Origin of the sequence: Microcoleus sp. D2_18a_D3 (assembly GCF_036702455.1) — a bacterium.
GTDB lineage: Bacteria > Cyanobacteriota > Cyanobacteriia > Cyanobacteriales > Microcoleaceae > Microcoleus.
On the sequence record NZ_JAUBTK010000037.1, the window covers coordinates 29,642 to 45,314 of the forward strand.

The window sequence follows — 15,673 nt, forward strand, 5'->3', positions numbered from 1 at the left end:
ACTAACAGTCCAAATTGAATGTATCTATTAAACAGTGATAATATTTATTCTAGACGCACGCGGCGGTTTTGCTCAATTTCTTCTAGTAATGCTCCTCGTAAAGCTGCTAAATAAGATTCTACATCCTCAGCCGTTTCTAAAAAAGGTTTAGGAGCATAGCTTACCACCCGGACTGGTACAATAGCTTTGAGCGAATTCACCTGATAAGAATCTGTTTTTTCTTTAGCGCTGTTGATGATTTGAGCCGCCACAGCATCAATTTTTTGTTTAAACTTATTGACAAATCCCTCTAATTCACTTTGTCGCGCGATTGCAGAATCAATATTAGTAGCATTTTTAATCATAGAAATTGCCCCTTCAATCTCTGTAAAATACTGCCCCAAATCAATTTGTTGAGTAGGATAGCCAGCTTTGACATATTCAACAAGCTGTTGTTTAATATCTTCAGAAATTAAAAGTGCTTGTTCAATTTGTCTCTGTAAAACCTCACGCGCCTTATCTTTAACTGGCTGCAATAACATCGGTAATTGAGGAATTTTCGCCGTTGGGTCTGCCATTGCCAAAATTTGGCGCACTGTTTCCACCCGCTGCAATAATTCTGCATCATTAATATGACGCAACTCCAGTTCCAAAAATTTTAAATCCTGCTTCGCTTGCTCAAATACCTTAACTTGTCCAGTGAAGAAAGATTTCAGCTTTTGTCCATCTTCAATCAAATTTTCCAAGTCATCTTGATGGTGGCGAACAGCATTGTAAAATTCTGCTGGACTTTCCTTACTTGTCAACTCCTTTACCAAAGTTAAGTGAGTTTCTAATAGCTTAATAAAAGGCAGTCCTTCTAATTGTGCCTGTGCTAACCAAGTTTCTAATTCCGCCTGTTTTACTTTGAAGTTATTTTGGTAAACTTCAAATAACTTTAAGGGGTCGTTTGGTGGTGTAATTTCCAATAAATCATTTGCTAAATCCTTAGCAACTCTCAAACTAGCAGGATTGATTACTTCACCGAGACGTACAGTATATTCACTGAGTCCTTTGCGACTTCTTAACTTAGCAACTAACCCTGGTTCTTGAGAATTTACCGTCCCTTGAGCTAATCGCAATTCTAACTTACCCTGATTAACCAATTCTGCCATCACACCCAGAATATCGAACTCTGACCAACCATAAGGACGAACTTCAAACTTGTCCCTTAAACTCTTAATTGTCACTTGCCGATGAGTTCTTGCTTCATCATTTAACCAAGTTAGCATTTCACCATGAGCGGCTGCATTAAACGCCTGTCCCGAAGTATTTTGTTCTTGATGTTCGCGGCAGAAAGCATTACTTACCTGTTCTTCAGTTTCAAATCCACTATTAACGTAATTCAGCTTATTGTAAACATTATCAATTAAATAAGTTAACCCTTCAGTTAAAACATTTTTCGAGTCCCGAGTGCTAATTTCTACCTTGCTACCGCAAGCGAATACATCTGCACGCTCAATTAAATCTTGTAAAGTAGTAGTAATACGTTCCTTTCGCCGACTATTTCCTTCACTGCGAGTAGTCAGAATTGTCTGGACGCTGGTACTGAGGGTGCTGCTATTTTTACGCCGGATATATTTATCAGTTTTAACCAGTTCAGTCAGTTCATCTAATAGAGTTTGGTCGTCACCTAATCTAACTAAAACCTCCTGTGCAGTTCCCGTAGTGAGAATACAGGTAGCATCTTGTTGAAGTTGGGTATAACGATCTGCATAAGGCGTAATAATATGCAGGGTAAGGTCGCTAGTTTGTAGTCCATAAGATTGATCGTCTAACTTTCTATTAAAGGAATATTGATGCCGTTGGTCGTAACGGATCTTCTTCTCGGTAAAAAGAGAATCCCAAACTAGCTTTTGCAGTTCTGCTGTTACGTCACTGGGGTCAATTTCGGTATTTTTTATTTCCCGTCCGATATCCTGTTCTTCATAAGTGAGGAAGTTATATTCATCTCCCACTCGCTGAATTAAAGTTTGTTTCTCTAGGCGATTTAGAGCCGCTTCTACCTGCGCTTTAAGTGCCAATTTATCTTGGTCAATATTATTCAAGCATAAAGTGGTCAAGTTATCCAAATTGGCGCGAATTTCTTGGACATATTTAATCATAAACAGGGTTTTTAGCAAATCAATGTCAAACGGTTGCAGTTGAGAATTTCGTGCTGCTTGGTCAATAACTTGACTAATGGTGCTATCTAAAAACCCTTCAACAGCTAAGTAGAATGTATTGAAAGGAACTAATCCACCTAACTCTTGACCTGCTACTGCTTTGGAGGCAAGCTGAAAAGCATCTAATAAAGAACGTTCTCCCGATGCTAAATGTTTGCCCGCCGCCCCCATCATCCGAATAACCGTAAAAACTTTTTGCAGTAAATTGAATTGATAAGGAATAAAAGGATAGGCAGCAACAAATTCTTCTGCATTACGATATCCCGGTAATTCAGCACTGTCTGTAAAGAGAATTTGATTTTTTAAAATAGCAACTTTTTGATAGTAAAGAGCTTCTAAACATTGAGTAGCTGCCTCTTTCTTCTTCAACAAACGCAGCTTAATAACTTCATCTGTGTTAGCAGAAGATAAACTTAAAGGTCTGCTAAATCGACCAATAATTTTAGAAAAATCCTGCCCTTTGATGCGATTTTTGGTAATCTGATCCATCGCTTCTTGGGAAGTAACAACAACCCAAGCTCGTCCCTGACAATAAATCCCTAAATCCTCAACAACCGTTTGCAAATTTAGCATCAGGTTGCTGTCATCTCCTACATATTGTCCAACTTCATCCACCATGAATAGTAAACGGTAGTGAGTGCTCTTTTTATCAAGATATTGTTTAACAAGACGAGCAAACTTTTCACTACTTAAGCTATAATTTTGTTCGTTAAAATCAAGCAAACGGGAAGCAGCTTCCGCACTCATTCCGGTAACGGTTTGTAAAGCTGTAGAAATTTCATCTTGGCAAAATCCCCAAGTATCCCGATTTTCTTTCCAGTCCAGTCCCGAAACTTGTTTAAATTCCTCTTGGAAAGCTACGTACTTACCTTGTTGGTCTAATTGACGTTCAAATTCGGCGATCGCTGGAACTGTACCAAAATATCCTAAATGCTCGTCAAAAACTTTCTGAAAAACTTTTACAATACTTTCTTTATCATTTTTACTATTAGCATCTGCTTTAGAATCAATATTAAACAAGATTACATCTGTAGAATTCCGTACCGCTTTAGTAATACTAGCGTGTAACATGGGATCTCGAACTCGCTCTTGATTAAAGTAATCTAAAGCGTGACGGTTTCCCACTGGGCGGTTATCCAGTAAATAAGATAAGATTTTCAGGAAGTGAGATTTACCCGAACCAAAGAACCCAGAAATCCAAACCCCCATTTTGTCAGTTGGGGTATCTAGTGCCGTAGTATAGCGCTCGAAGAAACTGCAAAAGTGCTTATTGAGTTCGTGAGTAATGACATATTCTTCAAGTTCTTGGCGAATGTTATCGCTATCAAGTTGACCAACTTTAATCACACCATTAATATTACGATGAATGTCTTTAAGAAATAATTCAGAGATATTCATAAAATACGTTCCTGTCGGGGAATAAGTGGGAAAGCTCGGTAATAGTTATCGTCTTTAAAAGTGTTGAATAGGCGAAGTTCTTGACCATCGTAGGAACCGGGAAAAAACATCACCAGTGGCGTGAGATCCAGAACTGGGTGTAAGTTGTTGAGGATGGTGTGAGATCGCAGCAAAGGCCAACTCGCGCCCACCCCTGTCAAAAACACAAGTTGTTCCTGACCACTTAATTTTTTCTGGATATGGTCAACAACCTGAGCAGCACGCACCAAAGGAAAAATAGTTTTACTCAGAACTGCGCTACCTTTAGTTGCTTCCAAATCAAATGCTTTCTCCAAAACTCGCCGTCCTTGCAAGATTTCCAGAATGACATGGTAGAGGTTAATCTCCTCTACTTTCAGATTATTGGGAGAATCTGCCAGTTGCCGTTTTAAACGAGAAACGTGCTGCTGGACTAATGGCTCATGTTCGGGGTCATAATCAAATATATAAAAGCCAATTTCGTTTCCAATCCCGCGATTACTGAGCAAGCGAAGGTCTTGTAAACTAAGGAGTAAATTGTCAAGACGTTCCTGAATAGGTGGCAAGATATTTTTCATGCTGTTGGGTTTATCGGATACCAGCTTGGCAAAAGAGGAAGACCGAAAACCAGATCCATAAATTTAGCCAGAAACATCAAGCCCGGTATCAACGTGCAGAAGAAGGAAAATGGCAATGCCCACGGGTGAAACTTATACACAGTCGTTGACGCCTGGTTGACTGACAAAACTCCAAGGGAAAGGAAGTTCAACCCATAGTTGAAGGGCATTTCCGGTTTATTGTGAAAGTTACCACACAACCACAAAAACCAATGAGAACCTCCTAACTCTATCATCAACTAAAGACTTTGTTTGGTCAATCCATGCCCTGGGCAGACTATCGGCATCTACAAACACTCATTTGGAGGTGATTGGCTTAGTCTACAGCGAATACATTAATTTAACCAAATGGACAATCTATGCGCGAACTCGTGCTCGGTTTGCTCAGAGTCATTAACGCCGCTTCAGGCGCTGGTTGCACAACCCTCGCATTCGATGTCCAACAGTGATTTCGCGTGAGACGAGAATATCCTGGTCAATGCTTGCAGCCGGAAGAGATCCAGAAGTTTATGCTCATCCAGAGGAATTTCGGCCGGAACGTTGGTTAGACAAGAATAAGGAAACAAGTTCACTGCCAATGATAGACTTTGGCGAGCGGCTCGCATCGTTGTTTAGGAGAGCATCTATCAATGCTGGAAGGAACGATGATGTTAGCATTATTGCTGCGCCACTTCGATTGGGAGTTAGTCAAAGGTCGTTCTTCTCTGGAACAATTACAGCAAAACCTGTTAATTTATCCATCAGATCGAATGCCAGTACGCTTTCGAGGCAGAAATTAAGCCTAAACCTTTCAAACACCGCCATTTTTAAGAATGTACAAGATAGCCTGATTAGGGTGAATTGGCTGGCTTAAGAAAATCTGCGAATGGCACCCCCACCCTCAAAATCAAAACCCTAAGTGCTGCACAGCCCGTCGCTTCGTTTCTTCACCCCGCCGATCGTACTTAGCGGTGGTCACAGGGGAAGCGTGACCTGCCAACTTCTGCACTGTCACTATATCGACTCCAGCATCGAGGAGGTCTGAGCAAAACGTGCGCCGAAAATCGTGAGGCGAGAAAGAATCCACTCCAGCGAGGAAAGCCCGTCGCTGCAAAATCTTCAAAACACCATCGTCCGTCATCTGCCGAAATTGAATTTCTCCTCCCTTACGGATGGGAAAAAGCAGCGGCCCTGGCGCTTCTCCCCTCAACTTGAGCCACTTTTCTACCAACGCCATCGCTGCCTCTGGGAGATAAACCATCCTGTTTTTCTTCCCCTTCCCGAATCGAATTTCCAATGCTCCCGTAGAGTGGTTGAAATCCTCCAAATTAAGGCTGACTGCTTCAGCGCGGCGGATGCCACCCCCCCGCAAGATAGCAATCAAAGCTGCATCTCGAACATCAACGGTACTCTCGCCAGAGCAGCTTTGCACCAGCGCTGCAATTTCATCCGGGGATAGCGCCCGCCCCCTTGGCTTTCCCGATTGCTTGACGCTTCTCACGTCCACCGCCTTGCTGTAATCCAGGGGGTCGATTAAATCTAACCGCAAAGCTTCCTTAAGCACCCGCCGAAGGGCGCACAGCATTTGATTGACCGAAGCTGGCGCGTACTTTTTCTCCAGTGCCGAGCGCAGCGCTGCCGTGTGCTTGTAGCGCAATGCTGCCCAATTCAACGTCATCCGGTCGCACTCGGAGCCCGCCAGCAACTTCGCCATGATGTCGAGTCCTGCCGCCATCGTTGCCTTCGAGCGATCGCTTCCCAAACTGTCAAGGTACACCTCCGCGGGATGAAGCGCCAGCGGCACCGGTGACGCCAGCTTCAAGGTTTGTGGCTCTTGCTCTGGGAGTAGATCGAGCATTTACTCTTTCAAAGTGTGATTATAAATACTAATTTAGACTAATTTAGACTTGCCTTTATCCAAAATTTACCTCTCAAAAGATTCGCCCGAAGCAGCACCTGGAGGTTGGTTCTCCCCGCCTGGCAGAGGCTATTAACAAGCAATATTGTTACAATTCTTCATCTAGCGGGTGCATCTTCAAACCTGCATTGAGGAGAATTGAAGGGCGATGTGGCTTAAATTTGGTGTTGCTCGCAGTGGCGAACTGACGAGCATTGATGAGGTTGTGCGCGGAAAAACTCAGCTAACTTGTCTCTACTGTGGCGGCGGATTGACAGCAAAAAAGGGTTCGGTGAAAGAGCATCACTTTGCCCATACTGAGGAAAGTTGTAAACCAGTCTCGCAGCGGATTAAGACAAAAGCGTTTCCCTCGCTGCCCCTCTATGATAATTTCAACATCCAGCTTAAGGGTGAGGAATTGGAGCAACTAAAAGTGCTGTGGAAAGAATACGGCGCACAGAATTACGGCATTCCCAAAGACTTGGTAAACTTTCGATGGCAATTGAAAGGATTGTTGGAATCAGAGGGATCTCGCTCTTATCAGTTTACCGATTTGGGTAAAATCCCGGTCGGCGCGCTTCCCCTGGCGCTGTTCAACCAAGTCCAAGAACCGCTGCTGCTGTCAGTGCTGGCTTCATTGGAAGGCTCTGTAGAGATTGCTTTATCTGCGGGTTTATCTTGTTTGGAAGAACGGAGGGCTGATTTGCTAATTTATCGATCACAGCTTCGTCGGATTCTGGTGAACTCGCTCTACTTCCTTGAGGTTAAAGCGGACGGTCACTGCTTCTATAAAATTGGGGTAACAACTCGATCGATCGAGGAACGCATCGCCGAAGTGCAGCGGGATGTGAGAGCGCATTACTCGGATGTTGCGGTCAACTTGCTAGGATTGTGGGAGAGCCGGGGGAATGTGGAGCTGTACTTCAAACACCGCTACAAAGGATTTAATCACCGCATCGGTAAGCTGACGGAGTATTTTCAATTTCCCGATGTCAAGGTCGTTCTGAACGATTTGTACGGGATGGAGGCTGCTTGTGTTATCGACTGTTGAGGTGTGAGGTATTACTGGATGTAGAAAAGGCATTTAATTTATGCTGGGCCAGTAAGTAAATAAAAACTAATGACGAACTCACCGATCCATTCCGCTTATCTTAATTTAATCCAAGCACTGCTAAATTGTCCTAGTGGGGAGGAAGCCCAGATTTTGAAGGCCAACCTCGATTTGATCGATGCCGGGTTGGTAGAGGTCATGGAACAGGTAGTTCTTGTGTTAGAGCAGAGGGGCAACCAAAAGGCAACTGATTTTTTAATCGCTCTTACCCATCAGCTAACCACGGCACTGGGATTGCCAAGTAATGATAAGAAAGGGAGGACAGCCGCTCAGAAGAGGACTGCTGAGGAGGAAACCCCCGAGGAATATTTTAATTTTTTGATTAAGGTATTAGATACAGCTCTCAAGAGCGGTGGTGACAAAAGTATAGTTTACCCGCTGTTAGACGCGAATTTAAACAAATTAAATGATAGATTTGCCCAAGTCTTGCAAGCATGGGTAAGAGCTACCTTGCCAGAACTGGAAATAGAGCAGTGTCGAGTTAACGCACAGGCAATTTTCATTTTTAGTAGCCTAATTCAACAGTTTCCCAAAGGAGACAGAGCTAGTAATTTAGAGATTGCGATCGCTGGCTGCGAGATAGTGTTAACTGTTTATACTCGTGACACATTCCCCAACGATTGGGCCCAGACCCAAAACAATTTAGGGAATGCTTACCTCTATCGTATTCGGGGAGAACGGGCAGAGAATCTTGAGCAAGCCATTGATTGCTACGAAAAAGCTTTGCAGGTGCATACTCGCAATCAGTTTCCACAGGATTGGGCTAGGCTTCAAAATAATTTAGGAAATGCTTATATCTATCGCATCAAGGGAGAACGCGCCCAAAATGTAGAGCAGGCGATCGCTTACTACAAAAGAGGTTTACAGATTCGCACCCGCAAGGCTTATCCCAAAGACTGGGCAGCTACCCAAAATAATTTGGGCAATGCTTACACTGAACGCATTCTTGAAGCTCTAACAGATAATTTGAATCAAGCGATTGCACACTATGAAAATGCTTTGCAAGTTTACACCACTGAAACTTATCCAGAACAGTGGGCTATGCTCCAAAATAATTTGGGAACTGCTTACAGCAATTACACGGTAGACCGGGAAAAGAAGCTAGAAAAAAGCATTGCCTGCTTCAAAAGAGCCTTATTTGTCTATACCCCAAAAGCTTTTCCGAAAGATTGGGCTATGCTCCAAAATAATCTGGGAACTGCCTACAAAGGTCGTATTTGTAAGGAGCGCTCAGAAAATTTAGAAAAAGCTATTACTTGTTTTGAAAAGGCCTTGCAAGTCCATACCTTTGAGGCTTACCCGGAACAATGGGCTATGACCCAAAACAATCGAGGGATTACTTATAGAAACCGAATTCAGGGGGAACCAGTAGAGAATCTAAAGCAAGCTGTGACTTGTTATGAATTGGCACTTCAGGTGTATACCCGTAAGACTTTTGCACAAAAGTACGCACAAATCTTACTCAATCTTGGACTTACCTACAAGGCAGCTAAACAATTTACAAATGCCTATACTGTTTTTGCAGATGCTATCGAAACTGTAGAGAACCTGCGTCGCGAGATTGTCTCAGGGGATAACGTTAAGCAGAAATTGGCTGAAGAATGGAACCAGCTTTATAGAAGCATGGTAGAAATTTGCCTAGAAATAGGGACTACTGAACCGCGATACGAAGCACAAGCTATTGAATATGTGGAGCGCAGTAAAGCTCGTAGTTTGGCTGAACTTATAGCTACTCGCAACCCAAATCTGGAATTTAAAGGTAACATTTTCTTCCCAGAAATTCAAAAATTGCTACCCGACAACCAAACAGTTATCATCGAGTGGTACGTTCTAGCTGAAACATTCCTTACATTCATCATTACTCCCCAGACTCAGTATGTTTTGCAATCTCACCCAGAACATCTCGAAGCTTTAGAAACTTGGGCGAAAAAGTATCTCGATGCCTACTATGGGCGAAAAGACTATTGGAAGACTACCCTAGCCTCTCGCCTTCGCCAGCTCGCCAAAATTTTGCAGCTTGATGATATTGTTTCGCTCGTACCTGACACCTACAATCAGGTAATTCTAATTCCCCATCGTGGTCTGCATATATTTCCTCTTCACGCACTGCCTCTAGCAACTGGCAATTACCTCCTTGACCGCTTTCAAAGGGGAGTTCGCTATGCTCCTAGTTGCAAGCTGTTGCAGCTAAGCCTAAATCAGGAACGCCCTGACTTCAACTGTTTCTTTACCATAGAAAACCCAAATTCTAACTTACGTTTTGCCAACCTAGAAGTCAGAGCTATTAGTCACTATTTTCGCTCTTTATGTGTCCAAGCTCAGGAGCAAGCAACAATAAAGGCTCTTTACCAATCTCCTAGTGCAGACGAGTTGCATTCAGCTCACTGTGTCCACTTTTCCTGTCACGGTTTCTTCGATCGGAAAGACCCATTGGAATCGTATCTTGAGTTACCGCCTGCACTCCTGACTTTGGGAGACGTATTTGAACTCGATCTCAGTCGGTGCCGCTTAGTTACCCTTTCTGCCTGCGAAACCGGCTTGATAGACTTCATCAGCATCAGCGATGAGTACATTGGCTTGCCCAGTGGCTTCCTGTATGCAGGCAGTCCAGGTGTCGTCAGTAGCTTGTGGACAGTAAACGACTTATCTACTGCCTTACTAATGATAAAGTTCTACGAGAACCTGGAAAACCCCCAGACCTCTCCCACTGTGGCTATTGCTCTTAACCAAGCTCAGCGATGGCTCCGAGATGTCAAAAAAAAGGATTTACTAAAATGGATAAATCAGTTGCCATTAAAATCGCGTGAGAGGAGAGAAGTAATCTCATTTATTCAGAAGCAGTCGGTACAGCCTTTTGAATCACCTCACTACTGGGCAGCATTCTGTGCAATTGGGCAATGATAGAAGAAGAAATAATGATAAATGAACAAAGCCGGAAGGTTTATATCAGTCTGATCGATGCACTGCAAAATTGTCAGAGCGCAGAACAAGCCCTGGAAATCATCAATGCTAACCAAGAGCTAATTGATGATGAGTTTGTAAAAAACGAAATCAAGTTGGCTGCTACTCTAGAAAAAATAGGTTTTGATACTGCCTTAGAATTTTTAAAAAGTGCAATTAATCGTTTAAAAGACAAACTGGGAAAATTCAAATCAAAAGAAACCCGAATCTATGAAGTACGAATTTTTATTTCCGATTTAATAATAACAGTTCTCAAAACCGACTGCAATCCCCAGGTTGTAGTTCCCTTAATTGCTGAAAACTTGGATAAACTAGATGATGAATTTTGTCAAATTTTGCAAAGTTATGCAGCCGATACATTGCCGACAACAGAACCAGCGTCAGCTAGAGGTTTGGCAATGGCAATTAATGATTTCAGCAATATAATTGGGGAATTTCATTTAGGCAATAAGGTTAACAATGTAGAAATTGCTATTACAGGCTATGAATTAGCAGCAACTGTATTTTCCCGAGAAGTGTTGCCAGAAAGATGGGCAATGCTCCAGAATAATGTGGGAGTTGCTTACAGCAATCGACTCCGAGGGGAACCAGCGCAGAATATAGAAATAGCTATTTCTCACTATCAAAAGGGTCTCCAAATATACAGTCCAAATTCGTTGGGCGACCAAGGGGCTTTTGTACAAATAAATTTGGGTGTCGCTTATAGCGAGCGTCTAGTTGGTCAGGCCGAGTATAATTTGAATATGGCTATTAAATGCTATAAAAATGCCCTGCAAATTATTACATATAACTCCTTCCCTGAAGAGTATATCAAGCTCCAAATTAACTTGGGAATAGCTTACAGTGATTTACTTGTTGTAGGAGAAAACGAGAATTGGAACAAGGCAATTGAATGTTACCAAGAGGCTTTACGAGTCTGTAGCTCTAAAGTTTACCCAGAATTGTGGGCTAAGATTCAGAATAATTTAGGATTGGCTTACAGCAATTACAGCTTGATTCAAGCGGAAGGTAATTTGGAGAAAGCTATTAATTGCTATCGAAAAGCTTTGCGGCTCTATACTCGCAAAGCTTTTGAGCGAGATTGGGCTATGGTCAAAAACAATTTAGGTATTGCTTATAGGAGAGCCGGCAATTTAGAATTAGCTATTGTTTGCTATCAAGATGCTTTACAGGTTCGTACCCGCAAAGCTTTCCCTAAAGAATATGCAGAAACTCAACTGAACTTAGGACTTGTCTATAAAGATTTCCGGCGATTTCGTCAAGCCTATATTGCCTTTGCCTCTGCCATTGGCACTGTAGAATCCCTGCGTAGCGAGATTATTTCCGGAGATGCCGTCAAACAAAGATTAGCTGAGACATGGATTAACCTCTATCAAAATATGGTAGAAATTTGCCTTGAACTAGCTACTACCCAACCGCGCTACAATTCCAAAGCTATTGAGTATGTGGAACGCAGCAAAACTCGCAACTTGGTGGAACTCCTAGCAACTCGCAACCTCTACCCCAAAGGCAACATTCCCGAAGCTATCCTGAACAAACTCAAGTACCTGCGGTCAGAAATTGCATCTGAACAGCGACGGCTTGACATTGAACAGAGAAATCACTCAAGAAATGGTGCAATCATTTCTGAAAACATAGGTCAACAGCTAAGTAGTTCTATAACTGCTGCCATCCCAGACCGCAATCATTTAAATCAATTGCGCCAACAACTAAACGAATTGATTGCCAATCAGATCCAACCAATTGACTCCAACTTCAGCCAGACCCAACGAGTAGAAGGTATCAGTTTTCCGCAGATACAGGAATTGCTGCTGGACGACAAAACCGCCCTTATTGAGTGGTACATTAAAGGTGAAACCTTCGTCACCTTCATAATTACCAGGCATACTCAATATCCCATTATTTTGGAATCTTCATTTAAAGACCAGAAAGCTTTAATAGATTGGGCTAAAGAATATCTAAGAGACTACTACGAGCAGAAAGATAAGTGGCAGACGCAACTAAATCAGCGACTAAGTAGATTAGCTGAGATTTTGCAGATAGATGAGATTTTGACTCGGATTCCCAAAAAGTGCGATCGCTTAATTCTGATTCCCCATCGCTTCCTGCATCTATTTCCTCTCCATGCTTTACCCATTGTGGCGAATCAATGCCTCCTAGAGCGATTCAAGGCAGGCATTCGCTATGCTCCCAGTTGCCAATTGCTGCAACAAGCGCAAAACCGGAAACGGTTAAACTTTAATCATCTATTTGCCGTATCCAACCCAACCCAAGACCGCCCTTACACAGAACTAGCAGTTGAAGCCATTCGTCACCACTTCAATTCCACCTGCGTTCTAGCTAGGGAGCAAGCAACCAAAGTGGCTCTTGATAACGCTCATTCAGAATACCTGCGCTCTGCCCACTGCGTTTTGTTTGCGTGTCATGGCATCTTTAACTTAGAATCACCCTTTGAATCTGGTCTGTTCTTAGCAAATGAAAAACTTATCACTTTGGATGAACTCTTTGGTCTCGATCTCGGCGAATGCCGCTTGGTGACTCTCATGGCTTGTGAAACTGGTCTCACCGATTTCACTAGCATTAGCGATGAGTATATTGGCTTGCCGAGTGCTTTTCTGGTTGCAGGTAGCTCCAGTATAGTTAGCAGTCTGTGGGAAGTGCCTCAAGGGGCTACTGCTTTTTTAATGATCCAGTTCTACGAAAATCTGAAAATCCAGTCTAATCTGGCTCTTTCACTTCAAGAAGCTCAACTTTGGCTGCGAAATGTGACGAACAAAAAACTAAAGCAATGGATGAAGGAGAAAGAGTCTATCTTTAGACCTATTTTGGGTTCTCGTGAATGGATAAAGTTGCTTCGATCGTTTAATGGGGATGCCAATGCTAAGCCTTTTGAGTCACCCTACTATTGGGCCGCGTTCTGTGCTATCGGTCGCTGAGCAAAGAAAAACGAAAAACTGATGACAAATTCACAACACGAACAGATTCTCAACTTCTTACTTGAGGTATTACAGGCAATATTGGATAACAAAACAGAGTGCAGGCAAGTAGTATATTCAATGCTTTCTGCTAATGTGGGAAAACTAAATGAAAGTTTTGTAGACTTGTTGGAAAATAAATCCATTGTTTTCTTATCTCAAGGAACTCCCGATGCAGAAATAACGGCCAGAGTAATTGTTATACTTAGTGGTTTGATTTCGGAGTGTCCTTTTGTAATTGGATATATTAAGTGGGAAATTGCAATTGCTGGTTATGTAAGGGCGCTTTTGGAGAACCTCGAACAAAAATTTTTTACACAAAAAGAATCAGCGGTTCTTATGAATAGTTTAGCAATAGCCTATACGAATCGGATTCGTGGGGATAAAGCGGAGAATATAGAGAAAGCTATTTCCTGGAGTGAACTTGCTTTGCAAATTTTAACATTCGATACATACCCCACCGAATGGGCGATGCTTCAAAATACCCTAGCAAATGCTTACACAAGTTGCCCAGTTGGGGAAAAAATAAAAAATCTAGAATTGGCAATTCTCTTTTATAAAAGTGCTTTAAAAATTTATATAAAAGAAGTTTTTCACAAACAATGGGGAACCATTCAAAATGGTCTGGGTTGTGTTTATCTACAGTGCATTTATTGTGGTAAGCGAGCCGAGATTGAAGAAAATCGAGGCCGAGCCATCACCCACTTGCAAAATGCTTTACAGGTTCGCACTCGTGAAGACTTTCCCCAAGATTGGGCTACCACTCAGAATAATTTGGGCGTGGCTTATATTGCACGTTTTCATCGCGTGCAAGCAGAAAATTACGAACAAGCCATCACCCACTTGCAAAATGCTTTACAGGTTCGCACTCGTGAAGACTTTCCCCAGGATTGGGCTACCACTCAACACGATCTGGGTATGGCTTATGCCGATAGAGTTTTTGGAGATCGCACGCAAAATCTCAAACAGGCAATCAATTGTTATGAGAACGCTCTGCTATTTCGTACCCATGATAATTTTCCTAGAGAGCGTGTTGAAACTTTATTTAATTTAGGCGCTGTATACCGATTCAACAAACAATTTAACAGTGCATACACGAATTTTTTAAATGCAATTGAAACTGTAGAATTTTTGCGTAGTGAAAGTGTTTCTGGAGCGGAAATGAAGCAAAAATTACTAGAAACATATACACAACTTTATCGTTCTTTAATAGAAGTTTGCCTCGAACTAGCTCATGCTGACCCGCGTTACTACGCCAAAGCAGTTGAATACGTCGAGCGCACCAAAGCGCGGAACTTGGCAGATCGCCTTGCTAGTTGTGACTCATACTCTCAGAACGAGATTAATGAAAAGTTTTCCTCTCTTTCCTTCTCAGATATTCAGGCATTGCTACCAGACGAGCAGACCGTTATTCTTGAGTGGTATGTTCTGAATACAACATTTGTTTGTTTCATTATCACCCGCAACAATCCGTATCCTCATATTTGGCCGCCTCTCCAAGAGCAGCAGCAAGCCGATCTGGATGCCTTGGTCGTTTGGGTTGGAGAGCATCTGGCAATACACTATGCACAAGAAACACAATGGCAAGAGCAGCTAGTCTCTAGCTTAAACCGCTTAGCTAAGTTATTGCACATCGAACAGATTCTTTCTCTGCTTCCCGAAAGCTACGAGCGAGTAATTTTAATTCCGTGTAGCTTACTGCATTTATTGCCCCTCCATGCCTTACCCCTAGCTAATGGTTCTTGCCTCCTCGATCGTTTTAAAAGAGGTGTCAGTTATGCACCTAGTTGCCAGCTACTGCAACTTGCGACAAGGAGGAGCGAGAAACTCTCCATACCAAATTTCAGTAACTTGTTTGCTATCCAAAATCCAACCAACGATCTGTTGTTCACCAATCTTGAGGTAGCAGCTATTAGTAGCTACTTTGACTCAGCTAAGATTCTATCCAACTATAAGGCTACTAAAGTCGTCTTGAATCAAGAGGCAGCTACTGGTCAGTTGCTTTTAGCAAATTACGTCCACTTCTCGTGTCACGGCACATTTGACTTTGCCTCGCCCCTCAAATCAGCGTTAGTTTTGGCAGATGCACCCCTCACGCTAGGAGAAATTTTTGCTCTGGAGCTGAGTCAATGCCGCCTCGTCACCCTCTCCGCCTGCGAAACGGGTTTGACAGACTTCACTGTCCTAAATGACGAGTATATCGCCCTACCTAGCGGCTTTTTGGTTGCGGGTAGTCCCAGCGTTGTCAGTAGTCTATGGGCAGTAAATGACCTATCCACTGCCTTCTTGATGATAAAGTTTTATGAAAACTTGCAAGACTCCCAGACTTATCCAACAGTTGCAGTGGCACTTAATAAAGCTCAAATCTGGCTGCGAGATGCCACCAAAAAAGAATTATATAGATGGATGAGTCAACTACCAGACCCAGTTAGTAGGAGAAAACTGCTAAAGTGGATTAAGTCGATTGAAGCTGAAACTAAACCATTTGAGTCGCCCTACTATTGGGCAGCATTTTGTGCGATCGGGCAATGATT

At 42.7% G+C, this 15,673-nt stretch carries 8 protein-coding genes and 1 pseudogene; 6 read left to right on the plus strand and 3 right to left on the minus strand.

Translation table 11 applies throughout. The features are described 5' to 3' along the window. Positions 1-44 precede the first annotated feature (44 nt). On the minus strand, positions 45-3,581 hold the full coding sequence (brxC, locus tag QUB06_RS17870; protein ID WP_333436407.1) for a BREX system P-loop protein BrxC: 3,537 nt from the start codon (positions 3,579-3,581) through the stop codon (positions 45-47). Further along, complete coding sequence (locus QUB06_RS17875; RefSeq protein ID WP_333436408.1) at positions 3,578-4,177, minus strand: DUF1788 domain-containing protein; 600 nt, start codon at positions 4,175-4,177, stop codon at positions 3,578-3,580. Before QUB06_RS17875 ends, brxC begins: the two co-directional genes overlap by 4 nt. Positions 4,178-4,694: 517 nt before the next feature. Here QUB06_RS17875 and QUB06_RS17880 point away from each other — a divergent pair. Both QUB06_RS17880 and QUB06_RS17885 read left to right on the plus strand, forming a co-directional pair. Continuing rightward, positions 4,695-4,748: pseudogene (locus QUB06_RS17880) on the plus strand (hypothetical protein); the annotation flags it as partial. 97 nt (positions 4,749-4,845) lie between these two features. Then, on the plus strand, positions 4,846-4,995 hold the full coding sequence (locus QUB06_RS17885) for a hypothetical protein (RefSeq protein ID WP_445251394.1): 150 nt from the start codon (positions 4,846-4,848) through the stop codon (positions 4,993-4,995). A 107-nt stretch (positions 4,996-5,102) separates the two neighbouring features. Here the strand turns inward: QUB06_RS17885 and QUB06_RS17890 are convergent, their stop codons facing one another. Beyond that, positions 5,103-6,053, minus strand: coding sequence for a tyrosine-type recombinase/integrase (locus QUB06_RS17890; RefSeq protein ID WP_333436409.1), 951 nt, complete (start codon positions 6,051-6,053; stop codon positions 5,103-5,105). A gap of 208 nt (positions 6,054-6,261) precedes the next feature. Between QUB06_RS17890 and QUB06_RS17895 the strand changes: the two genes are divergently transcribed. From QUB06_RS17895 to QUB06_RS17910, 4 genes are all read left to right on the plus strand, one after another. After that, positions 6,262-7,143 (plus strand): GIY-YIG nuclease family protein, encoded by an 882-nt coding sequence (locus QUB06_RS17895; protein ID WP_333436410.1) that lies wholly within the window; start codon positions 6,262-6,264, stop codon positions 7,141-7,143. Positions 7,144-7,212: 69 nt separating this feature from the next. Then, the gene (locus QUB06_RS17900) at positions 7,213-10,104 is read left to right on the plus strand and encodes a CHAT domain-containing tetratricopeptide repeat protein (RefSeq protein ID WP_333436411.1); all 2,892 of its coding nucleotides are present in this window, start codon (positions 7,213-7,215) and stop codon (positions 10,102-10,104) included. 14 nt (positions 10,105-10,118) lie between these two features. Beyond that, positions 10,119-13,100, plus strand: a complete 2,982-nt coding sequence (locus tag QUB06_RS17905; protein ID WP_333436412.1) for a CHAT domain-containing tetratricopeptide repeat protein — start codon at positions 10,119-10,121, stop codon at positions 13,098-13,100. Between the two features lie 21 nt (positions 13,101-13,121). Continuing rightward, positions 13,122-15,671, plus strand: coding sequence for a CHAT domain-containing tetratricopeptide repeat protein (locus QUB06_RS17910; protein WP_333436413.1), 2,550 nt, complete (start codon positions 13,122-13,124; stop codon positions 15,669-15,671). Positions 15,672-15,673: the final 2 nt, after the last annotated feature.

Coding starts and splice junctions, on each gene's coding strand:
- brxC (WP_333436407.1), bottom strand. CDS start 3,581: ATGAATATCTCTGAATTATTTCTTAAAGACATTCATCGTAATATTAAT.
- QUB06_RS17875 (WP_333436408.1), bottom strand. CDS start 4,177: ATGAAAAATATCTTGCCACCTATTCAGGAACGTCTTGACAATTTACTC.
- QUB06_RS17885 (WP_445251394.1), top strand. CDS start 4,846: ATGCTGGAAGGAACGATGATGTTAGCATTATTGCTGCGCCACTTCGAT.
- QUB06_RS17890 (WP_333436409.1), bottom strand. CDS start 6,053: ATGCTCGATCTACTCCCAGAGCAAGAGCCACAAACCTTGAAGCTGGCG.
- QUB06_RS17895 (WP_333436410.1), top strand. CDS start 6,262: ATGTGGCTTAAATTTGGTGTTGCTCGCAGTGGCGAACTGACGAGCATT.
- QUB06_RS17900 (WP_333436411.1), top strand. CDS start 7,213: ATGACGAACTCACCGATCCATTCCGCTTATCTTAATTTAATCCAAGCA.
- QUB06_RS17905 (WP_333436412.1), top strand. CDS start 10,119: ATGATAAATGAACAAAGCCGGAAGGTTTATATCAGTCTGATCGATGCA.
- QUB06_RS17910 (WP_333436413.1), top strand. CDS start 13,122: ATGACAAATTCACAACACGAACAGATTCTCAACTTCTTACTTGAGGTA.